The following is a 23,038-nucleotide window of genomic DNA, read 5'->3' as shown; positions in this document are numbered from 1 at the left end:
GGCGACAAATCCTGGCATTTGCCATGGCCGGCCCATTGTTAGCCTTGCGCTCATTGTTCATCAATGAGGCCTTTCCCATGGCAATCACCCGCAATCTCTCCGGCCACCAGCAGAGCGTCACGGCGGTGATCGGCCTGCTGATCCTGTCCATCGCCCTGCGTCCGCCGATCATCTCGGTGGGCCCGATTCTGCTGTTGATCCAGCAGCACTTCCAGTTGAGCTACACCCAGGCCGCGCTGCTGACCTCGATTCCCGACGTGTGCATGGGCGTGTTCGCGTTGCTGGTTCCGAGCCTGGCCCGACGTTTCGGGATTGATCGCAGTGTCGTCGTCGCGCTGGCACTGTTGGGCGCTTCCACCTTGCTGCGGGCGATCTCGCCAAACGCATTGTTCCTGCTCGGCAGTACGTTCTTCGCCAGCATCGGTATTGCCGTCGCCGGCGCAATGACCGGTGCGTGGATCAAGACCCACTTTGCGCAACGGCCGGCGCTGTTCATGGGCATTTATGCCGGCGGCCTGAGTCTGGGCGCGACCCTCGCGGCGGTGCTCAGTGCGCCGATTGCCGAGCTGGCGCAGGACTGGCGGGTCAGCGCCGGAGTCTGGAGCGTGCTGTGCCTCACCGCCATCGTCAGTTGGGTGTGGATGGCACGGCGTTTTGCGACACCGGCGCCAGCGGTGAAATCGCCGTCGAACCCGAGCAAACGCCTGCCATGGGGCAAGCTGCAGGCGTGGCTGATCGCGTTGAACTTCGGTGCCGGTCAATTCGTGGTCTACGCCCTCTTCGCCTGGATGGCGCCTGCCTCGGTGGAAGCGGCCACGTCGAGTATTTCCCCTGGCATCCTGCTGGGCATTTTTACGGCGGTGTTCGCCGTCGCCAGCGTGGGTGCGGGACTGATTCCGGGCAAGGCCCACGACCGGCGCGGTTTGCTCGGGTTGTCGGCGTTGCTGGCCCTGCTCGGGGTGGGCGGCATGGCGTTCCTGCCGGCGTACTGGCCGATGCTGTACGTGGTGCTCGCGGCCATCGGGTTGGGCATGGGTTTCACCGTGGCCATGACCTTGCCGCTGGATCACGCCAGCACCAGCGAACAGGCCGGATTGTGGACGGTGTTCATGTTGTTCATCGGTTACCTGATTGCCGCGCTCGGGCCGCTGTTGTTCGGTGCCCTGCGCGGATACGCCGGGCACTATGGCCCGGCGTACACCTTGCTGTTCGCGGTACTGCTGTTGATGCTCGGCATCACCCCGCTGCTCAGACTGGCACCGGCAAGATCGCCGCAGGTGTCCGCTGCCTGAGCGCGAAGTGACAGACCTGCGACGCGCCTCGGCACGTCGCAGGGTTTCAGTTGGCCGCCGCGGCTTTTTCAATCAATCGGGCCACTGGCGCCGGGTTCGACACCATCACCACGTGAGAGCCGCCCTTCACCACCTCGACCGCCCTGGCATCTGCACGCTTGGCCATGAACGCCATCGCCTGGGGCGGGATGTTCTTGTCCTTGTCGCCGTAGATGTACCACGACGGAATATGCTTCCAGGCCGGCGTTCCGGCCTGTTCGTTCAGCGCCGCTTCGGTCACCGGGCGTTGGGTCGCGGCCATCAGGGCCGCTTGTGCAGCCGGCACGTCGGCGGCGAACTGGTCGTGGAATTTGCTCTGCTGGATGTACAAGTCCTTGCCGCCATCGGCCAGCGCAACGGGTGGCGCCAGCGTTGGCCCGAGGGTGCTGCCGGGAAACTTGCCGGCGAGTCCTGCGACGGTCTCACCCGTTTCGGGGGCGAAGGCGCTGACGTACACCAGTGCTTTGACATTGGCATGATCGTTGGCTGCCTCACTGATGACGTTGCCGCCATAGGAGTGACCAACCAGCACCACCGGCGACTGGATGCTGCTCAGCAATGCCGATACCGCTGCGCCATCGCTCTTGACGCCGCGCAACGGATTGGCGGCGGCGATCACCGTGTAGCCGTCCTTCTCGAGAATTTTCGCCACGCCATTCCAGCTCGACGCGTCGGCAAACGCACCGTGCACCAGCACGACCGTGGGTTTGGCGGTTTGGGCGAAGGCATTGGCGCCCAGGCACAGGCCGGCAGCGATGCTGAGTGCAGTCAGTGTTTTTTTCATGTGGATGTTCCTCGTATGACAGATTCAGGGGGCGTATCGGGTGAAGACAAAATCGTGGTTCTGCACCCGCGCCTGATGGCAGGCAAAGCAGGTCTGGTGCTGGGCTTCATCGGCGGGTTTGCCGTTGATGAACCGGCCGAATCCCCAGCCACCGGTCGAGGCGTATTGGCGCGAGTCCTTGACCATCACCTGAACGGTGGTGGCCGCCCCCGGAATCGAGGCTGGCTCGAATTCCGGCGACTGCACGTGCTTCCATGCCAGCTTCACCAGCACCGTGCCCTCGGGAAACGGCAGCGTCTTGCCCTGGTAAGCCTTGATCGCCCGGTCATTGCCCAGTACCGCGCGCAGTTCATTCAGCGGCGCGGCTTCCTGTGCCGGAGCAATCAGTGCCCACTGGCGGTAGTTTTTCGGCAGCTTCACGCCGTAGATCGGCGACGCTTCGCCGTCATCGGCCTGGCCCAAAGCGACACCGGCAGCCGCCAGTGCCGCGAGCGAAATGGCCGCTGGCAGCGCGGCCCAATGGTTGAGTTTCATCGTCGGATTCCCTTCGGCCAGCGATCAGAGATGATCGGCATCGATCACCGCCTGAGCGAACGCCTGCGGCGCCTCTTGTGGCAGGTTGTGGCCGATGCCGCCGCTGATCAGCCGGTATTCGTACTTGCCGGTGAAGCGTTTGGCGTAGGCCTCGGCCGGTGGGTGCGGCGCGCCATTGGCGTCGCCTTCGAGGGTGATGGTCGGCACGCCGATCGAGGGGAATGCCGCCAGTTTTTTCTCCAGCGGATCGTATTGCGCCTCCCCTTTGATCAGTCCCAGGCGCCAGCGATAGTTGAAGATCGACACGGCGACGTGATCCGGATTCTGCAACGCGGCGGCACTGCGGTCATAGGTGGCGTCGTCGAAGTTCCATTTCGGCGAGGCCAGCTGCCAGATCAGTCTGGCGAAGTCATGGGTGTTTTTTTCGTAGCCCAGGCGGCCGCGCTCGGTCGCAAAGTAGAACTGATACCACCACTGCAACTCCGCCGCCGGCGGCAGCGGCGTCTTGCCGGCGTCCTGGCTGCCGATCAGGTAACCGCTCACCGCCACCAGCGCTTTCACCCGTTCGGGCCAGAGCGCGGCGACGATGTCGGCGGTGCGCGCGCCCCAGTCATAACCGCCGAGCACGGCCTGCTTGATCTTCAGTGCGTCCATGAAGTCGATCAGATCCTTCGCCAGCGCCGCCGGCTGGCCGTTGCGCACGGTTTTGGCAGACAGGAAACGTGTGTCTCCATAGCCGCGCGCGTAAGGAATCAGCACCCGATAACCCTTCTGCGCCAGTGCCGGTGCCACGTCGGTGTAGCTGTGAATATCGTATGGCCAGCCGTGCAGCAGGATGACCACCGGACCGTCGGCGGGCCCGACTTCGGCGTAGGACACGTCCAGCAATCCGGCCTTGACGTGTTTCAGCGCGCCGAAGGATACGTTGGTGCCGGCGGTAATGGCGTCGATCTTGCCGGCGGGCACTTCGGTGGCGCTGGCGTATGCCGAGGCAATGCCCAGCGCAAGCGCCAGCATCGAAACGGTGAGCAAGCGCCGGGATGGGGTTAGAGCATTAGAGTCAGTCATGCCGAGTCTCCCTCGTGAACCGCCGGGCGGCGGTTCCGTTCTTTGGTTTGAAGGGCTTGCGGATTGAAGGGTTAGCGCGCTGCCTGCGCAGCAGTTTTCTGCGCAGCCGCACGCAGTGGCCGGAAGGCTTCGCGCAGTTCTTCGCTGAACAGTTGCGGTTGTTCCCATGCCGCGAAGTGCCCGCCCTTGCTGACTTCGCTGAAGTAGGCCAGCGAGGGATAGGCGCGCTGCGACCAGACTTTCGGCGCACGGTAGATCTCGTGGGGGAATACGGTGATCGCCACCGGCACCTTGATGTCGGCAGTCTTCTGCGCGGCGGCGCTGAAGTTATTGTTGTTGTTCTCCCAGTAGAAACGGGAGGACGACGCCCCGCTGTCGGTCAGCCAGTACAGGCTGATGTCATCGAGCATTTCATCGCGGCTCAGGACCTTCTCGGGCTGACCGTCGCTGTCGGTCCACGCGGCGAATTTTTCATACATCCACGCTGCCGTGCCGGCGGGCGAGTCGGCCAGCAGATAGCCGATGGTCTGCGGCCGGGTCACCATCATTGCGCCGTAAGCGGCGTTGCGGCCGAAGAACTGGCTGAGCGAATTGAAGGCCGTGACCTCCGGTGCGGTCAGTCCCGCTGGAGCCGGATCACCGCTGTTGATCGGTTTGACCAGTTCCGGCGGCACGGTGGCCGGCATGTTCAGGTGGATGCCCAGCAAGCCGGGCGGCGCCAGGCGGCCCAGCGCATCGGAAATCACCGAACCATGATCGCCACCCTGGGACACGTAATGGCTGTAGCCCAGACGTTGCATCAACACATCCCAGGCCTTCGCCACCCGGTCAGGCCCCCAGCCGAGTTCGGTCGGCTTGCCGGAAAAACCATGGCCGGGAATCGACGGGATCACCACATCGAACGAGTCCTCGACCTTGCCACCGTAGGCCACGGGATCGGTCAGCGGACCGATGGTCTTGAGGAACTCGAACTGCGAACCCGGCCAGCCGTGGGTGAGGATCAGCGGCATCGCATTGGGATTGCGCGAGCGCACATGAATGAACTGGATATCGACGCCGTCGATGGTGGTCACGAATTCCGGCAAGGCGTTGAGCTTCGCTTCGGCCTTGCGCCAGTCATAGCCATTGCCCCAGTACTTGACCAGTGCCTGGACCTGCGCCAGTTGCACACCCTGGGACACGTCGTTGACCGTTTCCTTGTCCGGCCAGCGGGTGTCGGCAATGCGTTTGCGCAAGTCGCTCAACTTCGCTTCGTCGACATGCACGGTGTACGGGCGAATGGCTTGCGATGAATCCGCGGCCGGCGTCGTGGCCCAGGCGCCGCTGCTGCCAGCGAGTACGGCAAGGCCGAGCGCGCCGCCCCTGATGGATGACGCCAGGCAATGGCGCCAGGTGAGACCGGACAGAACCGCAACCATGATGGATCTCCTTGTAGTCATTATTCGAAAGGCATCGCCAATCGGATCAGACCACCGCGCTGGCATCGGGACGATTACACGATGGTGTCGGTCGATACCTTGGTATGACGCGCTGGCCTGGCGCGCAAAATCGCGCTCGAATTCAGCAGCGGTTAACGGGCAGAATGCGGCGGGGAAACGGCCCATTTGAATGACAGAGCGGAACAAGGATTGCGGATGCGTGGGGAAACAGCGCTCGAACGCCTGAGCACTACGCCATCGACCACTTCGCAATGGTGGGTGATCGGGCTGTGCATGCTGTTCAACGTGATCGACGGACTCGACGTGATGGCCATGGCCTTCACCGCCAGCCGGGTTGCGGCGGAGTGGGCGTTGAACGGCGCGCAACTGGGCCTGTTGTTGAGCGCAAGCCTGGTCGGGATGGCGCTCGGTTCGTTGCTGGCTGCGCCCAGGGCCGACCGCTTCGGGCGCAGACCTTTATTGCTTGCCGGCCTGCTGCTCAGTGGCCTGGGTATGTTGCTGTCGTTCTGGAGTCCGGATCATCACGTGCTGATGTTCCTGCGTCTGCTGACCGGCATCGGCACTGGGGCGGTGCTGGTCGGCGCGAACGTGCTGACGTTCGAACACGCCAGCCCGCAGCGGCGCAATCTGGCCGTCGCGTTGCAATCTCTCGCCTTCGCCATGGGCGCCAGTCTGGGCGGTGTGCTGGCGCATGGACTGAATGACTTGATGGGCTGGCGGTATGTCTTTCTCGCCGGGGGCTGCATCACGCTGGCGGCGGCGTTGGCCGGTGTCTTTTGGCTGCGAGAGTCGCCGTCATTTCTGGCACTTGAACACCGCGCGCCAATTCCTCCTCTATCGCCTGACGACGTCAGCCAGCCGTTTTCACCCGGTCAGTGGCAACAGACTCTGTCGCTGGCACTGGCACTCTTTCTGTTGATGTTCTGCTTTTACTTCGTGATGAGCTGGACGCCGGCCCTGTTGGTCGACAATGGCTTTACCGACCAGCAAGGCGCCCGGATCGGGATGCTGTTGGCGCTGGGTGGCATGCTCGGCGCCCTGTTTCTGGGTCTGGCAGCCAATCGTTTCGGCTGCCGACGTTTGTTGTCGGGTTTTCTGCTGCTTGACGCAGCACTGCTGCCGCTGATGGTGCCGGCCTCGCACGTCCCCGGTCTGGCGGCACTCGTGGCGGTCACGCTGGGGCTGATGCTCAATGGTGCAGTCGCGGCTCTGTTTGTCCTGGCCCCTCAAGCGTTCTGCACGTCGGTTCGCACGACCGGCGTCGGTGTGGTGCTGGCGATGGGGCGTCTGGGGGCGATCATTTCGCCGGTGGTCGCCGGGTTTCTGCTGGATGCCGGATGGACCGCACAACACCTGTTCATGTTTTTCGCCGCTAGCCAGGTGTTGGCGGTCCTGCTGATCCGGCGTGGCACTAGGGAACGATGATCAACTTGCCCGTCGTGTTGCGCGACTCGATATCGCGATGGGCCTGTTGCGCATCATCCAGTGAATAACGCTTGCCGATCACGGCTTTCAGTTTGCCGGCACTGACCCACGCGAACAGTTGCCGGGATTTTTCCAGCAGCACCTCGCGGTTGCGCACGTAGTGCATGACCGAGGGATACGTCAGCTTGATGCTGCGCGGCATGCTGAAGATATCGATCGGCGGTGTCGGGTTCATGAACGGTCCGTACAAGGCCAGTGTGCCGAAGTAGTCCAACATCTCCAGCGAGTCGGCGAAACCTTCCGCGCCCGTGCCGTCGTACACCACATTCACCCGCTGGCCGTCGGTCAGGCGCAGGACCTGTCCGGCAATGTTTTGCGCCCGCCCGATCACCACATAGTCCGCCCCCGCCGCGAGTACCGCCTCGACCTTGTCGGCATGAGAAACCCGGCCTATGACCTTGCCGCCCAGCAGTTTGATCAGTTGGGTCAGCATCAACCCCACGCCCCCGGCCGCCGCATGCACGAAGGCTACGTCGCCCGGCTGGATCGCATGCACCTTGTCCACCAGATTGCTGGCGGTCAGGCCTTGCATCATCAGGCTGGCGGCGGTGGTGAAGTCGATCTCGTCCGGCAACGGCACCAACTGGCTGACCGGGGCGATCACCTGTTCAGCGTAGCTGCCCGGCACGTAATGCCAGGCCACGCGGTCACCGACACTGAACTCCGTCACCTGCGGGCCGGTGGCCAGAACGATGCCGGCGCCTTCTGCGCCCAGTGTCAGCGGCAGTTCCCAGGCAGCGCCGAGCCCGCGTCGGGCACCGGTGTCCATGAAATTGATACCCGCCGCCATGACCTTGACCAGGACCTGTCCGGGCCCCGGTTCTGCCAGTTGAATGTCTTTCACCATCAAGACTTCAGGCCCGCCGAAGGCCTCGATTACCACTGCTTTCATAATGTTCTGCCCTGTCAAAGGGACGGCCTGTCCTGCTGCCTTTGCGGTGGCAGGAGTGCGGACGTCACATCGTTTTCATTCAATCGTCGGAGGACGTTGAAACCAGGGCCAAGACTGCGCGGCGGATGTATCCTCGCGGTTTCTCGAACAGGCTGATTTGCATGTTTGTATGGCTCGAGGGGCCGTAGATACAGTGGCTTACAAAAGTGCCACTGTGATGTCCGTCGCAGCGTGCGATGGCGGCCGATATTCGCGACGGGCGACACCAAAGTATGATGGGCGCGCGCCATCCGAAGGCGCATCTTTGTTCAACGGTGACTGCACACAACGAGAATCGGTATGACGAACGAGCAGGAGCGCGTCATCGAGGACGCTTCAGGCCGCGCGGATGACGCGGTCATGCCAGCGCCGGGGGTCGAAGCCATCATCGACAGCATCCCGGCCATGGTCGCCTTCATGACGCCTTCCGGTGAGCTGGAACAGGTCAACCGGCAAATCATGGACTACATCGGCGCCCCGCTCCACGAACTGAAAAAATGGCAGACCAGCGAAACCGTGCACCCGGACGACCTGCCCTCGGTCATCGCCGCGTGGATGCATTCAGTCGGCACCGGCACACCCTATGAGAACGAGCATCGCATCCGTCGCGCCGACGGTGTCTATCGCTGGTTCCATGTGCGCGGCCTGCCGATCAGAGACAGCGAAGGTGCCATTACGCGCTGGTGTGTGCTGCAGGTCGATATCGATGAACGCCGGCGGGACAAGATCTTGATCGCCAGTGCCCTCGCCGAAGTCAGCGCTTCGGAAGAACGTCTGCGCGGGATCATCGATGCCGTTCCCGGTTTTGTCTGGAGCGCTTCGCCTGAAGGCAGCGTCGGTTTCGTCAATCAACGCTGGTGCGACTACACCGGCATGTCCCTCGAACAGGCTTGCGGCCATGGCTGGACGGCGTCCATCCACCCGGACGATGCGCCGGGGCTGGCGGTTTACTGGCAAACGATTCTGCAATCGGGCAACGCCGGTGAGTACGAGGCCCGCCTGAAGCGCTTCGACGGGATTTACCGCTGGTTTCTGATCCGCGCCGTGCCACAGCGCGATGACACCGGGCAGGTCGTGCGCTGGTACGGCGAGAACACCGACATCGAAGACCGCAAACGGGCGGAAGTCTTTCTGGCCAAGGCCCAGCGCCTGAGCGCCACCGGTACGTTTTCCTGGCGGGTGAGCACCGACGAGATCACCTGGTCGGACGAGGTCTACCGCATCCTTGAACTGGACCCGGACACCCCGCCCGGCTTCGATGCGATCTATCGCCGCGTGCACCCGGACGACATTTCCAGCCATCGGGAAATGATCAAGCGCCAGCGCCGCAAGGGGCGTGACTTCGAACATGAGCACCGGCTGCTGATGCCCGACGGTACGGTGAAATACGTGCGGCTGGTGGCGCACTCGATCCCCCACGCACCGGACGGTTTCGAATACATCGCCGCGCTGCAGGACATCACCCAGCGCCGGCTTGCCGAAGAGGTCTTGAGCAAGGCGCGCTCGGAACTGACGCACCTGGCCAGAGTCGCCAGCCTCGGCGCGGTGACGGCGTCGATTGCCCACGAGGTCAATCAACCGCTGGCCGGCATCATCACCAACGCCAGCACCTGCCTGCGCATGCTCGGTGCCGACCCGCCGAACGTCGATGGCGCCAGGGAAACCGCGCGCCGCACCATTCGCGATGGCAATCGTGCTGCCGATGTGATCAACCGACTGCGGGCGCTGTTCTCGAAGAAAAGCATCACCATTGAAGACGTCAATCTGAATGACGCGGCACGGGAAGTCATCGCCATGCTGCTGGGCGAACTGCAACGCAATGGTGTGGTGCTGCATCCGGAGTTTGCCGAAGCCCTGCCGCTGGTCAGGGGGGACCGGGTTCAGCTTCAGCAGGTGATCCTCAACCTGATCATGAATGCCGCCGAGGCCATGAGTGCGATCCACGAGCGGGCCCGGCAATTGATCGTCAGCACCGGTCTGGCGCCGGACGAGAGCGTTTACCTGGCGGTGAAGGACAGCGGCAACGGCGTCGATCCGCAGGACATCGAGCGCATCTTCAATGCCTTCTACACCACCAAAAGCTCGGGCATGGGCGTTGGTCTGTCCATCAGTCGCTCCATCATCGAGCGCCACGACGGCAAACTCTGGGCGACCGCCAACGATGGCCCGGGCGCGACGTTTACCTTTGCCATCCCGAATTCGACGGACTTGCCGCAAACCGCTAACCGCGACCTCACCGATCGCACCGTGGAGAATGATTGATGGGTACGCATTTGCTCGTATCGGTGGTCGATGACGACGAATCGGTTCGTGAATCACTGCCTGACCTGATCAAGGAATTCGGCTTTACCGTCCAGGCATTTGCCTCGGCGCAGGCGTTTCTGTCATCGCCCTACCTGGACCTGACGCATTGCCTGATTCTCGACGTGGCCATGCCCGGCATGTCGGGCCCTGATCTGCAACGGGAACTGCTGCGCCGTGACTATCGCATTCCGGTGATTTTCATCACGGCTCACGGCGACACCAGCGAACAGGCAAAGCTGCTGAACAGTGGCGCGGTGGAGTGCCTGTTCAAGCCGTTCAGCGAAGCTCAATTGCTCAAGGCCCTGAGTGCCGCCCTGCCCCTCGACTGAGCGTGCAGCCGAACAGAACAAGGAATCGACATGTTGAACGCGAACAACGCAATGGCCCTTTCTCGTGGAGCAATACCGATGAGTGATGTCACGCCCGTCGTATTCGTTGTCGATGACGACATTTCCGTGCGCGAGTCGCTGGAGCTGATGATCCGTTTCGCCGGATGGCAGCCACGGCTGTTCGAGTCCGCGCAGGAGTTTCTCGACGCGCCTCGGACGCTGGTGCCCAGTTGTCTGGTGCTGGACATCAACCTGCCCGACCTGAGCGGCCTGGACCTGCAGACCGCCCTTGCCGATGAACGTCACAACATGCCGATCATCTTCATCACCGGCTACGGCGATATTCCGCGCACGGTGCGGGCGTTGAAGGCCGGTGCGGTGGAGTTTCTGACCAAACCGTTCAACGACGAGGTGATCCTCACCGCCATGGCCGATGCGCTGCAAAGCAGTCGCGTGGCGCTCGAGGGCGAAAAGAACCTGCGCTCCCTGCTCGAGGCCTACAAGACCCTGACGCCGCGCGAACAGGAGATCATGGCTTCGGTGGTCAGCGGACGGCTGAACAAACTGATCGCCGCCGACCTCAACATCAGCGAAATCACCGTCAAGGCCCATCGCGGCAAGGTGATGCGCAAAATGAAGGCCCGCTCGCTGGCAGACCTGGTGAAAATGGCGGCACTGATTACGCCGGCGTAGCAGGCAGGCTCTGCCAGAAGCGTTCCAGCCGCCGCAGATCGAGGCTGTCAAAGCCTTCCGAAGCCTGCTCGCGGCAGGCGCCGAGCAACTCCCGGGCCTGATCCGGTCGACCCTGCTCAAGCCAGAACCGCGCCAGATCCATCGATGACCGCAACTCCCACGCCCACGCGCCCTGCTCGCGGCTCAGCGCTATGGAGTCCTCAAGAACCGCCAGCATGGCCTGGTCATCATCGACGTGGATGGCCTTGAGAATACCGGCCTTGATTCGCAGCAACTCCGGCAGTGCAAAAGCATCGCCGCTTCGACGGCAGTGATCGATGGTGCCTTCGACCAGCGTCAGGGCCTTTGCGTGTTGCCCCCCCAGAATCAGGCCCTCGGCCAGTGCAATTTCGAATGAAGTGGTAAGCAGTTCGTATCGCATGCCGCGCAACCGCGCCAGACTCTCTTCCAGCATGGCAACTGCCTCCCCCGGCTCTTCGGCGCGGATGGCGATCGCCGCGCGCAACCCGTGGCAGGCGGCAATATAGGGGCCGAGTGCGTTGGTTTCGGCGATGGTACTGAACCGTTCGAGGCTGGCAGTTGCCTTCGCCAGATCACCGGTCCAGATATAGATGCACAGAATCCAGACCATTGCGATGCAGTAAGTGACCGGATGCTGCAGCGCCGACGCTTCGGCCTCGATCTGCTCGGCCCGGCGCCGGGCCTGATCGGGGTAGCCCTGCAGCCAGAGTGAACGCGCCAGCGCCAGCCCCGTGCGATTGCGATGATCGAAGCCGTAGTAAATCGTGTTGCTGGGATGAGACGGCAAGCTGTTGCGCAGCGAGCTTTCCAGCTCCTCACGGGCCAGACGCTGGTTGCCGAGCAGATGATGGGAGATGCCGGTCAGCGATGAGGCAATCGCGATGGCAGCGGGCTCGTTGAGAATGTTGCCGACCACGGCGGCCTGCTCTGCCCACGCCAGCGACGAAGGGAAATCACCGATGCGCTCGTAGAAGATCTGCAAGCGGCCCAGCAGCCGCAATTGTGAGCCGTAGTCATTCAGCGCGACTGCAATGTCTTGGGCGCGAAGCAAGGCTTTTTCGGCGGCTTCACTGTTGCCTCGGGTGAACATCAGCACAAGCCCGAGCGCGGCTTGCAGTTCCATTTCGGTGGGCGTGCCGTAGTATCCCAGCTGCAGCAGCTCCACCGCCCGGGAGCACCAGGTGCGGCACTCGACCAGCAATGAAAAATGCAGGAACAACGGCGCGCTCGCAGCCGCCAGCGGCAACGCCAGCCCTGGATCGCCTTGGGGGCCGAAGCTCCATTCCAGCGCACCGCGAACATTGCCCAACTGGCTGGCCAGGCGCGTCGAATTACGGAAGATCTCGTCGGGGGAAGTCCCCAGATGCCCAAGCAGATCCATGTAAAACGCTGCGTGCCGGAACGCCAGCGCATTGACCTCGGCGTCGCCCCGCGCCGTCAACTTCTCCCGGGCATAGGCGCGCGTCATCTCCAGCAATCGATAAGAATCTGTCGAATCGCTGTGATCGACCGTGACCAGCCCCTTGCACACCAGATCGTCAAGGATCGCGGCCGCCGCAGCGCTCCCATGTTGCGACTCGGCCACCACCTGAGCGGCGGCTTCCTGGGAAAACGGCCCGACAAAGACCGAAAACCGCTCCAGCGCCAAACGCTCTTGCGGCGACAACAAGTCATAACTCCAGTCGAGCATGGCGCGCAGGGTCTGATGGCGCGGCACCGCCGTCCTGCGCCCCGACCAGCCCAGCGAAAAGCGCTCACCGAGCAACGCGTGGGTGGCCTTCAATCCGTGGCTGGCGACCCGCATCGCCGCCAGTTCGATCGGCAATGCCATGCCCTCCAGCCGCTGGCAAATGTCCGCAATCATTTGCCCTCCGCCCGCTTCCAGCAACAGCGCCGCATTGCTCGACGACGCGCGTTCGACAAACAGCTTGATGGCCGGGAATGCCAGCAGTTCCTCAACCGAAAGGTGTTGCGACTCACGGGGAAATTCCAGCGGATTGAGCCAGTGCACGTATTCGCCACGCACCCGCAGCGGTTCGCGGCTGGTGGCCAGAACCCCGACATCCGGCGCGGTATCGCTGATCTGTTCCAGGAGCGTCGACACCGCGTCGATCAGGTGTTCGCAGTTGTCGATCACCAGCATCAACCGCTGCTCACGCAGATGCGCGAGCAGGACGAACATCGGGTCCTCCGCCTGCACCGGAATGTCCAGTGATCGGGCCAGCGCCGACGGCACCAGCGCACAGTCTTCCACCTGCGCCAGATCGACGAAGCAGACGCGCTCGTAGCCTTGGGCGGCAATGCGATGCGCCACTTCGATGGCCAGGCTGGTCTTGCCGACACCACCGGGGCCGACAATGGTAAACAGTCTTGGTTGCTGCATGTGGTCGATGACCAGTTGCAGGTCGGTCTCGCGGCCGATCAGTCTGGCCCGGGGCGGCAAACTGCAGACGCCCTCGGTGGCTCGGGACACGATGGGCGTCGGTTGAACAGCAGTCTGTTTTCTTTCCAGCGGCGCGACGAAGGCATAACCCACACCCACCTGAGTCGCGATGTAGCGCGCCTGCTCCTCGCCATCCCCGAGAATCCGTCGCAAACCGGTCATATGAAAGCGCAGGCTGCCTTCAGCCACCACGCTGTCGGGCCAGACTTTGTCGATCAAATCGTACTTGGACAGCACGCGCCCCGGTTGCTCGAGCAAGGCAATCAGCAGATCCAGAGCACGTCCGCCGATCTCGACCGCCCTCCCGTTGCGGGTCAGCAGCCGTTTGCCTGGTACGACGCAGAACGGACCGAACATGAATTCAGTCGTGAGGGATTCGTGCAATGCGTCCGGAAAAGACTCCACGAGGATCGATCTCTCTAAAAAGCATAGGGGCGGCGCCGGTTACAGGCAGCCAGCGCAGGCCCTTTGCATCATAGGAGTTTTGCTCGACCGTTCAAGCGCGGCACGGGCAGAGTGAGAACCTCACCCCTTTATTTCACCCTTGCGAATGGCAATCTTGATGGCCTGAGCAGTGGTTGCCACCCCCAGACGCCGACGAGCCGAACGCAGGTGATTTTCCACCGTGCGTCCGGAGAGGCCGAGCGTAGCGGCGATGTCCGCCTGCCGGCGACCGGCAGCGACCCACGCCAGCACTTCGCGCTCGCGGGTCGAGAGTTTGCCGGACGTCTCGTCCAGCGGCGCTTCGAGCAAGCGTCGAGCGGAATAAAACGCCACCGAAGCGAGCATGCCCAGCACCAGACGAATCCGCGCAGAAGCATCGATCTGCTCGCCACCCAGACTCATGGCGCCCTCAAGCCCTCGCGGGCCGAAGACCGGAATCTGCAAGCCATGCAGGCCAGGCCCGCTTGGCAAGCGAACCACCCGATAGAGTTCACCGCTCGGCTCCTGCACTTTGCTCCAGAAGAAGGATTCGCGGGTGTCCAGCAGATGGCGAGTCACGGGGCAGCGCTGAACATAGGTCTGGGCGTCGACAGCCATGTCGTCGCCGAACCAGTCGCCCTCCACCCAGTAAATGCGCTCGACCACTTCCTCTGCCGTCGAGGTGGCAGAGAACAGCACGAATCGATCGTAACCATAGGACCCCGCGAAACCGCGGACGGCCTTCTGGATTGCCACCAGCGTGGGCGCCACCTCGATCTCGAGGGCGGCGCGCAAGAGTGCTTCGGCAGGTCCGGGACTCACCCCGACGTGACCTCTTTCAGGAGCGCGGCGGCCGCCAGTTTGCCCAGCGCGTTGCCCGCCAGCGGACTGTCACCGGTCAGCAACTTGCGATCCTGAAGCGTGGCCCCGGAAATGTCCTGGTTAGTGATTTCCACACCGAGCGCCTGCAACTGCTCGCCGAACTTCCAGGTCAGGTGGCCAGGCATGTAACCGATGTCAGGGGTTGTCGCATCCAGAGCATCGGGAAACGCGCAAATCCGGTAACCGTTGAAGATGCACGAGTCTTTTGTTTCACCGAGGCCGGCCGCCAGCAGCGCCGCCGGGCCGTGGCACAGAGTGATGACGAATTTGTCCTTGGCGACGGCCCATTGCAGGGCCTTTTTCACGTCCTCGCTTTCCGGCAGGCCGATCAGCGCACCGTGCCCGCCAGGGATGAACACGCCGATGTAATCCGAGTCCTCGCCCAGCGCGTCTTCGATCACCTGGGACAGTTTGAGCGGACGCTTGAACTGATCGCGATAGTGCTCGTAGAAGCCTTTCACTTCGGCGTCTTCGGAGGGCATGGCCCAGAATTCGAACTTGACCGGATTGCCCGACAGCGTCGCGACGTCAAAGCCAAAACCGGCCTTGTCCAGGTGATACATCGGCAGCAAGGTTTCAACCGGATGATTGCCCGTGGAGAACATGGTGCCGTTGTCGGTCAACAGATAGCGTTCGTCCGCGCCGATCATCAGGATCTTCCAGCGCCCGCCCTTGTAGCGATTAGGGTACTCGGCATCACTGAGATCGGATTTGGGCGAGGTGAACTGGCTGAGGGAATACGGCGAGGGGAAAAAAGCGTTGTCCTCAGCCGGATCGGGGGTTGGGCGCTTGTCGTCAGTCTGCGTGGTAGCCATGGTGCTCTCCATCGAAAGGGTCGATTGCCGAGCCCTCATGCTAGTAACGCGACGGTATTCCGGCAATGAGGGTTTTCCCTCAACGAGGACATGTCCGGGAACCTGCAAACCCTCAAGAGCGTCGTTAGATGGCAGAATCCCCGCAATTGATCGTTTCGGAGACCCACAATGCTTCGCCTGTTTGAACAACGGCTCGACCCCTTCCCGCCCGACGAAGCGCCGCCACCGCCGGTCGGTCTGGCGCGGTTTCTGTGGGCCTGCACCCGCGGTGCTCGTGGTTATATCCTCGCGCTGGCGCTGCTCAGTGCCGGTGTGTCGATCTACGAAGCCTGGTTGTTTTCCTTTCTGGGCCAGGTCGTGGACCTGCTCTCGAGCTGGCAGGCCGGCGGCGATGTGAACGGCCAAGAGAGCCGCGTGCTGTGGGGCATCGGCATCGTGCTGCTGACTAGCGTCGGGCTGGTGGCGTTGCGCACGATGGTTCAGCATCAGGTGTTGGCGATCAATCTGCCGCTGCGCCTGCGCTGGGATTTCCATCGACTGATGTTGCGGCAGAGTCTTTCGTTCTTTTCCGACGAGTTTTCCGGCCGGGTCACGACCAAAGTGATGCAGACCGCACTGGCCGTGCGCGAGGTGTTGTTCACCGTCATCGAAATCGCCCCCGGCATCGGCGTTTACTTCATCGCGATCATCGCCCTGGCCGGCGGTTTCGCCCTGAAACTCATGCTGCCGTTCATTGCCTGGGTCGTGCTGTTCGGGCTGGCGATGCTGTATTTCGTGCCACGCCTGGGCCAGGTTGGACAAGAGCAGGCTCATGCGCGGTCATCGATGACGGGGCGGGTTTCAGATGCCTACACCAACATCACCACGGTGAAACTGTTCTCCCATTCCAAACGTGAGGCGCACTTTGCGCGGGCGGCGATGGAGGACTTCAAACAGACCGGTTTTCGCCAGATGCGTCTGGTCAGCCAGTTCGAGATCGTCAATCAGGCGCTGGTGGTCGGGCTGATCATGGGTGCCGGCGGTTACGCCTTGTGGCTGTGGCATCAGGGCGAAGTCGGTACCGGCGCCGTGGCGGCGATCACGGCCATGGCGTTGCGCATCAATGGCATGTCGCACTGGATCATGTGGCAGATGACGTCGCTGTTCGAAAACATCGGCACCGTGCAGGACGGCATGGGCACCCTGACCCGAGGCCCCAAGGTGCAGGATGCACCGGACGCCGGCGTGCTGGTGCCTTCCGGCGGTGCAGTGACTTTCGACAACGTGAGCTTCAACTACAACGGCGAACGCCAGGTGCTCGACGGCTTGAGCCTGAGCATCCAGCCGGGGGAGAAAATCGGTCTGGTGGGCCGCTCCGGTGCCGGCAAGTCCACGCTGATCAACCTGCTGCTGCGCTTCTATGACGTCGATCGCGGCGAGATTCGCATCGACGGGCAAAACATCGCACAGGTGACGCAGGACAGTCTGCGCAGCGCGATCGGCATGGTCACGCAGGACACGTCCTTGCTGCACCGCTCCATTCGCGACAACATCGCCTACGGCCGGCCGGACGCGACCGACGCGCAAATCCAGCGCGCTGCGGCGAACGCCCAGGCCGACGGTTTCATCAACCAGTTGAGCGACCGTCAGGGCCACACCGGCTACGACACGCTGGTGGGCGAGCGCGGCATCAAGCTTTCCGGTGGCCAGCGCCAACGTATCGCCATTGCACGGGTGATGCTCAAGAACGCGCCAATCCTTCTACTTGACGAGGCCACCAGTGCGCTGGATTCCGAAGTCGAAGTCGCCATTCAGGAAAGTCTCGATGAAATGATGCAAGGCAAGACCGTGATCGCCATCGCCCATCGTCTGTCGACGATTGCGGCGATGGATCGACTGATTGTCATGGATGAAGGGCGCATCATCGAGCAAGGCACTCACACTGAACTGCTGGCTAAAAACGGCACCTATGCGCGGCTGTGGCAGCATCAGAGCGGCGGGTTTCTGGGTGAAGATCAGGGCGTGGCCGAGACGCTGGATCAGGCATAAATCCGGGTCACGTTGATCAGCCCCGCGATGACCACTGTGGGGCTGATCGCCGCTGAGAGGATTAGGCAAGGCTCGAAGACAAACCGGCATAGGTGAACCATTTATCGCTGGCTACCATGACGGCACACCTGATTTGCGGAGAACGTCATGCCTGACACCAAAACCCTCTTCATCACCGGCGTCAGCAGCGGCTTCGGCCAGTCGCTGGCCAAGGAAGCGCTGGCAGCCGGTCACCGCGTCATCGGCACCGTGCGCAACGAAGCCGACCTGCAAGCCTTTCAGGCGCTGTCCATCGATAAGGCATACGGCGTGCTGCTGGATGTCACGGACTTCGACCGGATCGATAGCGTCGTGGCGACCGTCGAAGCGACACACGGCCCGGTCGATGTGCTGGTCAACAACGCCGGCTACGGCCACGAAGGCATTTTCGAAGAATCGCCGCTGGAGGACATGCGCCGCCAGTTCGACGTGAACGTGTTCGGCGCGGTTGCCGTGACCAAGGCGTTTGTGCCGTTCTTTCGCCGGCGGCGGGCGGGCCATATTCTCAATATCACGTCGATGGGCGGCACGATCACCATGCCGGGCATTGCGTACTACTGCGGCAGCAAGTTTGCGCTTGAGGGCATCTCCGATACGCTGAGCAAGGAACTGGCGCCATTCAATATCTTCGTGACCGCCGTCGCGCCGGGTTCATTTCGAACCGACTGGGCCGGTCGTTCGATGCAGCGTACACCCCGCAGCATCGCTGACTATGACGCCAGCTTCGACCCCGTGCGCAAGGCGCGCGAAGACAAAAGCGGCAAGCAGCTCGGGGATCCGCAGAAAGCGGCGCAAGCGATGTTGCAGATCATTGCCAGCCCTGCTCCACCAGCGCATCTGTTGCTGGGCAGCGATGCATTAAGCCTGGTGCGCGACGAGCTGAAACGCGCCGCGAGCGAGATCGATCAATGGGAAACGCTGACGCGCTCCACCGACCATTGAACGGCCCACAGAGAGAACGCAATGAAACAGGCCGACTCAAGTATTTCTCGCATGGTGCAGCTGATGGAAGCGCTCGCACCGGTGGAGGGCTACAACCTCAGTGCACTGGAGGGCGTGCGCTTCCTGCGCTCGAACCGGCCACTGACTCGCACGCCGGTGCTGTACGATCCCGGCATCGTGATTCTCTGTCAGGGGCAGAAGCGCGGGTATCTGGGCAATGACGTCTACGTCTATGACGCTCAGCATTATCTGGTGGTGTCGGTTCCGATCCCCTTCACCATGGAGACCGATGCCTCTGAAGACGAGCCAATGCTCGCGATCTATATGCAACTCGATTTCCAGGTGGCCAGCGAGTTGATGCAGCAAGTGGATGACGTTCACGGTCCGAGCGGCGCGCCACCCAAGGGCATGTTTGCCTCACCGATGGACGACCGCCTGCGCGCTTCGACGCTGCGTTTTCTCCAAGCCATGAGCACTCCGGGTGAGGCGCAGATATTGGGACCGTCGCTGTTGCGCGAGATCTATTACCGCATCCTGACCGGTGAACAAGGCGGTTCGATGCGTGCCGCACTCAATCGACAGGGACACTTCGGCAAGGTGACGCGGGCGATCCGCAAGATCCACAGCAGCTATCAGGAGCGCCTGGACGTCGAGCAACTGGCCCGCGAAGCAAGCATGAGCGTGCCCAGTTTTCACCTGCACTTTCGCAGCGTGACGGATGCCTCGCCCATGCAGTACCTGAAGTCGACGCGCCTGCATCAAGCGCGACTTTTGATGTTGCGCCACGCAATGACGGCATCAGCGGCGGCGTTCAGTGTCGGCTATGAAAGCGCCTCGCAGTTCAGCCGCGAGTTCAAACGTTTTTTCGGGCGAACGCCGCAGGCGGAGATTGAATGGATGAAGGCAACGTATGCGCTGCCTGCACCGACGTCGCCGTCTGTTTATGTGTCTTCGCATTGACGCCGTGCTCGGGCGCGCTTGATTAAACCGTTTCAGCCACCACGATCTGATTACGTCCAAGGGCTTTGGCCCGATACAAGGCTTTGTCGGCGTTGTTCATCAAACTGTGAAGATCCGAGTCTTCGTTCTGCATCGAAGCAACGCCCAGGCTGGCGGTGATGCGATGAACCGGGCCGGTCATGATCCTGGGCATGGTCACAATCAGGTTTTCCAGCAGCTCCAGCGCCTTCTCGATCGAGGTATCCGGAAGCAGGATCGCGAACTCTTCGCCGCCTAATCGACCATGCACATCGGTGTCCCGAAAATATGTACAGATGATGCTCCCCATCTGCTGCAAAACACGATCCCCGACCTGGTGGCCGTAGGTGTCATTGATGTGTTTGAAATGATCCATGTCCAGCATGACGGCACACAGGTTCGACTGGCGTCGCCGGCACTCATCGAACAGTTGCTGTGCCCGCTCGAAAAACGCCCGCCGGTTGTTCAGGCCAGTCAGTTCGTCGGTTCGTGCGGCGAGCCTGGAGATGTTGTGCGCGCGCTCCATTTCCCGGGTCAGGCGAAAGGCCGCCTCCAGCGCTTCAGTCATTTTGCGCGTAGCACGGGCGACGAACGACGCAAAGACAAGGACCGCCAGCGCCATGCCCACTTGAAGCGTGGACGGTTGAAACAGCAGCCAGAACGTACACGGCAGCAGCACCAGAGCCACGGAGACCAGCGTCATGTATCGATAAGCCGAATAACAGGACACCGCGCTGACCGACATCCCGACCGTGAAGAGCATGACCAATGCCTGCGCCAACAGGTCGTCGGCCGGCATGATGATCAACGCACCTGCGCCCCATATGCCGGCGGACAGCACCAGGGTTGCCCAGTATTTGCGCTCCCAGCGCTTGGGTGTTCGCTCGCTCTCATCGCTGCGAAACCAGGCGACGAACATCGATATACGCAACAACGTGGACACCGTCAGCAGGCCGAGCCACACGAAAATACAGGCTTGTTCAAAACGATCCCAACACAGCCCACAGAGCATGAGCGCGGCCAGGTAGCTGCCGATAACGGCTGAAACGGATTGGCGAAACAACTGATGCAATCGATCAGTGTTGACCTGCTCGTCGATCGAAGCACCGTGCTCACGCCGAAGATCTGATAACTCCATTCGATCCACCCACGCCTGACTGCTACATAAAACCGACAGAAGCCCATTTCGGCGCCGCCCGTGACGACGCCTTTGATACAAAGGCGCCAGAATCTCGTTCTGGCGCCTGTCCTCCATCAATTCTCGTGCCTAAACGATGTGCAACGCCTTGAGAATGACCAGCGTACTGTCGGCAAACACTTGGGCCTGCCCGGTCAGCTCGGCAAGATTTTCTTCGGCGGTGGTCAGGGCCCTGCCATCCTTCAGCAGACCTTCGCCCTGGCCGCCAATGATGCCCCATGCCAGTTGCGCCCATTCAGCCGGGTGCTTTTTGCCCTGCTTGATCGATATCAGGAACAACTGCTGGAAGCGACTGACCGTCACACCTCCCCCCGTCACTGGACTCGCCAGAGTCTGAATTTTGTTGCCATACAACGAACGCTTGCACAGCTGCAGATTGAGGGTATTGCAGCGGGCCTGCACCAGTTTTTCGGCTGCCTCGCTCTGACAGGGCGCCACGGCTCCCATGCCGATCAACACGTTGAGCGCCTGCTCCACATCGCCATAGCCCAATGAGGGCACGAGATCCAGCAAATGCCGCAGGGTCTTCGGCACATAAGCGTCATCCGCCAGTGCAGAGAGTACCGGACCATAGATTTCTGCCTGCAAAGTGGCTGCGCCTGCCGGACCGGTGACGTTGACCGGTACACTCTCGGCCACCTGCAACAGGACGAAGCGCGTGCTGAGCATACGCTCGCGGTGCTCGGAGGCGGACAGTCTGTTGGCGCCGCGTACATAAAGGTCCCGCCGGAAACTCTGATTCACAAAGTAGTCACGCGCCTGCTCACGCATGACGGGATGCTCGATACCTTCCAGAAAGTCCATGCCTTCGGCGCTCAGGTTGAGCGGGTCGACGGAGTCCAACGGCACGGCTGTCGTGGCGTAATCGAGCTTGGCGGGCGCCAGGGCATCAACCACGTCGGTGAAATACATGCAGTTCCAGTCGCGATTGAAATACTCATGGGCGACGTACTGGCGATCCTGGCCTTTAATGCTCTGAAGCTTGGCATCCAGCCCAGGCGCCGAGTTGGCATATTTGGGGTTTGCAGCCAGCAGCGCTTCGGAAAACTGCAGCGCAGCGTCGATACGTTGATCAGGACGTACAGAGGCCGGACTGGCGAACCGGTCGTGCAAACTGAACAGTTGGCGCAAGGGTGCCTGAGGCGACCAGCCCGGGAAACAGTTGTAGCTGACGTAGAGCATTCCACCTGGCTTGAGATGACGGCGGACGAACTCCACGATCAGCTTGTGGTTGTCTCGACTGACCCAGGTCCAGATGCCATGCAGGCTGATGCTGTCGAACTGAGGTAAGTCGTGACGGGCCAGCAATTGCTCGAAGCTATCGTCATACAGTCGCGCATCGCTGCCCCAGTCTCTGGCCAGAGCGATGGCATGGGACGCCTGCCCGGGGTGAAAGTCGGTGCCGACATAGGAGCCCGGATTGCCCGCAGCATGGATGTTGATCGAAACGCCCTGACCGAAGCCCAGCTCACAGTGGTAACCGTCCGTGCTTTCCAGCGTGGCGAAACCGCGCAACAGCAGGCAATAACGCTGGAAAACCGGATTGATTTCCCGGCTATACCCGTAGGTGTAGCCTTCGTCCGTGAAATATCCTTCGTTCCAGGCATTGCTCATGCGTGCACCCTTTTCTTATATCGGAAGTGAAAGTCGCTCTTATACGGGGTAGTCGTGGCGTATCACAAGAGGAAAAACGTCAGGCAAACGCGTCCTTGATAAACGCTTCCAACGTCGCCTCCTCCAGAATTTCAATCGAGAAGTGGCCAAAGCGTTTGGGCAGCCAGATGATGCGTGCCCCTGCCGGCGATTGCAGGTGTTCGCGAGCCAGCGGGTTACCGTTTTCATCTTCTGGCTGTACCCCATCGGCGACCAGTTCGTCGTAGGCTTTTTCGATGTCGGGAGTCGAATAGCAGTGGCGGTAGATCATGCCCTCGCCCGCGCTATCCAGGAGCTTTCGCAGATTCCCGGCCAATGGCTGGACCAGCATGAAACGCTCCTGCCCGATCAACGCAATCGCATATCGCACATGCAAGCCGCCCCGCTCCCACAACAGTGTCCTGGAGATTCTCGCCTTCAATATCCGAGCGTAGTACGCACAGGCTTCTTCGAGGTTATTGACGAGTACATCGACGTGACTGAACTGGAGTTGCATTGCCTGCCTCCTGGAAAACGGACGCTCATGGTAACCGTCAACGTGCTCGCTGACGCGAGCAAAAACTTTCCTGCAGGCAAAACAAAACCCCAACTGCTTTCGCAATTGGGGTTTCGGAATTTAATCTTGACGATGACCTACTCTTACATGGGGAAACCCCACACTACCATCGGCGATGCATCGTTTCACTTCTGAGTTCGGGATGGGATCAGGTGGTTCCAA

Annotated in this window: 19 protein-coding genes and 1 rRNA gene; 8 read left to right on the top strand and 12 right to left on the bottom strand. The window is 61.7% G+C overall.

Annotated elements, in window-relative coordinates:
- Nucleotides 1–77: 77 nt before the first annotated feature.
- Complete coding sequence (locus MKZ87_RS27550; RefSeq protein ID WP_085703682.1) at nt 78–1,292, top strand: CynX/NimT family MFS transporter; 1,215 nt, start codon at nt 78–80, stop codon at nt 1,290–1,292.
- 46 nt (nt 1,293–1,338) lie between these two features.
- Here MKZ87_RS27550 and MKZ87_RS27545 read toward each other — a convergent pair whose 3' ends face one another.
- From MKZ87_RS27545 to MKZ87_RS27530, 4 genes are all read right to left on the bottom strand, one after another.
- Nucleotides 1,339–2,115 carry an alpha/beta fold hydrolase gene (locus MKZ87_RS27545; RefSeq protein ID WP_085703681.1) on the bottom strand — a complete coding sequence of 259 codons (777 nt, stop codon included), beginning with the start codon at nt 2,113–2,115 and terminating at the stop codon, nt 1,339–1,341.
- 24 nt (nt 2,116–2,139) lie between these two features.
- Nucleotides 2,140–2,649 (bottom strand): cytochrome P460 family protein, encoded by a 510-nt coding sequence (locus tag MKZ87_RS27540; RefSeq protein WP_266202175.1) that lies wholly within the window; start codon nt 2,647–2,649, stop codon nt 2,140–2,142.
- 24 nt (nt 2,650–2,673) lie between these two features.
- A complete protein-coding gene (locus MKZ87_RS27535) occupies nt 2,674–3,717 on the bottom strand; it encodes an alpha/beta fold hydrolase (RefSeq protein WP_085703679.1) in 1,044 nt (347 codons plus the stop codon).
- 71 nt (nt 3,718–3,788) lie between these two features.
- Complete coding sequence (locus tag MKZ87_RS27530) at nt 3,789–5,135, bottom strand: epoxide hydrolase family protein (protein ID WP_085703678.1); 1,347 nt, start codon at nt 5,133–5,135, stop codon at nt 3,789–3,791.
- A 216-nt stretch (nt 5,136–5,351) separates the two neighbouring features.
- Here MKZ87_RS27530 and MKZ87_RS27525 point away from each other — a divergent pair, with 216 nt between their 5' ends.
- Nucleotides 5,352–6,581 (top strand): MFS transporter, encoded by a 1,230-nt coding sequence (locus MKZ87_RS27525; protein ID WP_085703677.1) that lies wholly within the window; start codon nt 5,352–5,354, stop codon nt 6,579–6,581.
- Here MKZ87_RS27525 and MKZ87_RS27520 read toward each other — a convergent pair.
- Nucleotides 6,568–7,533: a quinone oxidoreductase family protein gene (locus MKZ87_RS27520; RefSeq protein WP_176247752.1), complete on the bottom strand. Its 966-nt coding sequence runs from the start codon at nt 7,531–7,533 to the stop codon at nt 6,568–6,570. The genes MKZ87_RS27525 and MKZ87_RS27520 overlap by 14 nt on opposite strands.
- A 339-nt stretch (nt 7,534–7,872) precedes the next feature.
- On the opposite strand from MKZ87_RS27520, the gene MKZ87_RS27515 reads away from it, so the two are divergent.
- The 3 genes from MKZ87_RS27515 (at nt 7,873) to MKZ87_RS27505 (ending at nt 10,898) form a co-directional block, all read left to right on the top strand.
- On the top strand, nt 7,873–9,834 hold the full coding sequence (locus tag MKZ87_RS27515) for a PAS domain-containing sensor histidine kinase (RefSeq protein ID WP_085703675.1): 1,962 nt from the start codon (nt 7,873–7,875) through the stop codon (nt 9,832–9,834).
- The gene (locus MKZ87_RS27510; RefSeq protein WP_085700403.1) at nt 9,834–10,205 is read left to right on the top strand and encodes a response regulator transcription factor; all 372 of its coding nucleotides are present in this window, start codon (nt 9,834–9,836) and stop codon (nt 10,203–10,205) included. The genes MKZ87_RS27515 and MKZ87_RS27510 overlap by 1 nt, the downstream gene beginning before the upstream one ends.
- A 78-nt stretch (nt 10,206–10,283) precedes the next feature.
- Nucleotides 10,284–10,898 carry a response regulator transcription factor gene (locus MKZ87_RS27505; RefSeq protein ID WP_085700404.1) on the top strand — a complete coding sequence of 205 codons (615 nt, stop codon included), beginning with the start codon at nt 10,284–10,286 and terminating at the stop codon, nt 10,896–10,898.
- Here the strand turns inward: MKZ87_RS27505 and MKZ87_RS27500 are convergent.
- From MKZ87_RS27500 to hchA, 3 genes are all read right to left on the bottom strand, one after another.
- Nucleotides 10,885–13,767 carry an ATP-binding protein gene (locus MKZ87_RS27500; RefSeq protein ID WP_085703674.1) on the bottom strand — a complete coding sequence of 961 codons (2,883 nt, stop codon included), beginning with the start codon at nt 13,765–13,767 and terminating at the stop codon, nt 10,885–10,887. The genes MKZ87_RS27505 and MKZ87_RS27500 overlap by 14 nt on opposite strands.
- A gap of 120 nt (nt 13,768–13,887) precedes the next feature.
- Nucleotides 13,888–14,607 (bottom strand): PA1136 family autoinducer-binding transcriptional regulator, encoded by a 720-nt coding sequence (locus tag MKZ87_RS27495; protein ID WP_085703673.1) that lies wholly within the window; start codon nt 14,605–14,607, stop codon nt 13,888–13,890.
- Complete coding sequence (hchA, locus tag MKZ87_RS27490; RefSeq protein WP_266202174.1) at nt 14,604–15,482, bottom strand: glyoxalase III HchA; 879 nt, start codon at nt 15,480–15,482, stop codon at nt 14,604–14,606. Before hchA ends, MKZ87_RS27495 begins: the two co-directional genes overlap by 4 nt.
- 168 nt (nt 15,483–15,650) lie before the next feature.
- Between hchA and MKZ87_RS27485 the strand changes: the two genes are divergently transcribed.
- From MKZ87_RS27485 to MKZ87_RS27475, 3 genes are all read left to right on the top strand, one after another.
- The gene (locus MKZ87_RS27485) at nt 15,651–17,510 is read left to right on the top strand and encodes an ABC transporter ATP-binding protein (protein ID WP_085700408.1); all 1,860 of its coding nucleotides are present in this window, start codon (nt 15,651–15,653) and stop codon (nt 17,508–17,510) included.
- 147 nt (nt 17,511–17,657) lie between these two features.
- The gene (locus MKZ87_RS27480) at nt 17,658–18,491 is read left to right on the top strand and encodes an oxidoreductase (protein ID WP_085703671.1); all 834 of its coding nucleotides are present in this window, start codon (nt 17,658–17,660) and stop codon (nt 18,489–18,491) included.
- Nucleotides 18,492–18,512: 21 nt separating this feature from the next.
- A complete protein-coding gene (locus tag MKZ87_RS27475) occupies nt 18,513–19,451 on the top strand; it encodes an AraC family transcriptional regulator (RefSeq protein ID WP_085703670.1) in 939 nt (312 codons plus the stop codon).
- A gap of 22 nt (nt 19,452–19,473) precedes the next feature.
- On the opposite strand, the gene MKZ87_RS27470 is transcribed toward MKZ87_RS27475, so the two are convergent.
- The 4 genes from MKZ87_RS27470 to rrf form a co-directional block, all read right to left on the bottom strand.
- Nucleotides 19,474–20,607 carry a sensor domain-containing diguanylate cyclase gene (locus MKZ87_RS27470; RefSeq protein WP_085700411.1) on the bottom strand — a complete coding sequence of 378 codons (1,134 nt, stop codon included), beginning with the start codon at nt 20,605–20,607 and terminating at the stop codon, nt 19,474–19,476.
- A 129-nt stretch (nt 20,608–20,736) separates the two neighbouring features.
- Nucleotides 20,737–22,281 carry a class I SAM-dependent methyltransferase gene (locus MKZ87_RS27465; RefSeq protein ID WP_085703669.1) on the bottom strand — a complete coding sequence of 515 codons (1,545 nt, stop codon included), beginning with the start codon at nt 22,279–22,281 and terminating at the stop codon, nt 20,737–20,739.
- A gap of 79 nt (nt 22,282–22,360) precedes the next feature.
- Nucleotides 22,361–22,816, bottom strand: coding sequence for a VOC family protein (locus MKZ87_RS27460; RefSeq protein WP_085703668.1), 456 nt, complete (start codon nt 22,814–22,816; stop codon nt 22,361–22,363).
- Nucleotides 22,817–22,940: 124 nt separating this feature from the next.
- A 5S ribosomal RNA gene (gene rrf / locus MKZ87_RS27455) occupies nt 22,941–23,038 on the bottom strand; the annotation flags it as partial.

Source organism: Pseudomonas sp. MCal1 (assembly GCF_026341415.1).
In the GTDB taxonomy this organism is placed as follows: Bacteria; Pseudomonadota; Gammaproteobacteria; order Pseudomonadales; family Pseudomonadaceae; genus Aquipseudomonas.
Note: the sequence above shows the minus strand (reverse complement) of the source record. Positions and strands in the feature narration are given on the sequence as shown.

Coding starts and splice junctions, on each gene's coding strand:
- MKZ87_RS27550 (WP_085703682.1), top strand. CDS start 78: ATGGCAATCACCCGCAATCTCTCCGGCCACCAGCAGAGCGTCACGGCG.
- MKZ87_RS27545 (WP_085703681.1), bottom strand. CDS start 2,115: ATGAAAAAAACACTGACTGCACTCAGCATCGCTGCCGGCCTGTGCCTG.
- MKZ87_RS27540 (WP_266202175.1), bottom strand. CDS start 2,649: ATGAAACTCAACCATTGGGCCGCGCTGCCAGCGGCCATTTCGCTCGCG.
- MKZ87_RS27535 (WP_085703679.1), bottom strand. CDS start 3,717: ATGACTGACTCTAATGCTCTAACCCCATCCCGGCGCTTGCTCACCGTT.
- MKZ87_RS27530 (WP_085703678.1), bottom strand. CDS start 5,135: ATGGTTGCGGTTCTGTCCGGTCTCACCTGGCGCCATTGCCTGGCGTCA.
- MKZ87_RS27525 (WP_085703677.1), top strand. CDS start 5,352: ATGCGTGGGGAAACAGCGCTCGAACGCCTGAGCACTACGCCATCGACC.
- MKZ87_RS27520 (WP_176247752.1), bottom strand. CDS start 7,533: ATGAAAGCAGTGGTAATCGAGGCCTTCGGCGGGCCTGAAGTCTTGATG.
- MKZ87_RS27515 (WP_085703675.1), top strand. CDS start 7,873: ATGACGAACGAGCAGGAGCGCGTCATCGAGGACGCTTCAGGCCGCGCG.
- MKZ87_RS27510 (WP_085700403.1), top strand. CDS start 9,834: ATGGGTACGCATTTGCTCGTATCGGTGGTCGATGACGACGAATCGGTT.
- MKZ87_RS27505 (WP_085700404.1), top strand. CDS start 10,284: ATGAGTGATGTCACGCCCGTCGTATTCGTTGTCGATGACGACATTTCC.
- hchA (WP_266202174.1), bottom strand. CDS start 15,482: ATGGCTACCACGCAGACTGACGACAAGCGCCCAACCCCCGATCCGGCT.
- MKZ87_RS27485 (WP_085700408.1), top strand. CDS start 15,651: ATGCTTCGCCTGTTTGAACAACGGCTCGACCCCTTCCCGCCCGACGAA.
- MKZ87_RS27480 (WP_085703671.1), top strand. CDS start 17,658: ATGCCTGACACCAAAACCCTCTTCATCACCGGCGTCAGCAGCGGCTTC.
- MKZ87_RS27475 (WP_085703670.1), top strand. CDS start 18,513: ATGAAACAGGCCGACTCAAGTATTTCTCGCATGGTGCAGCTGATGGAA.
- MKZ87_RS27470 (WP_085700411.1), bottom strand. CDS start 20,607: ATGGAGTTATCAGATCTTCGGCGTGAGCACGGTGCTTCGATCGACGAG.
- MKZ87_RS27465 (WP_085703669.1), bottom strand. CDS start 22,281: ATGAGCAATGCCTGGAACGAAGGATATTTCACGGACGAAGGCTACACC.
- MKZ87_RS27460 (WP_085703668.1), bottom strand. CDS start 22,816: ATGCAACTCCAGTTCAGTCACGTCGATGTACTCGTCAATAACCTCGAA.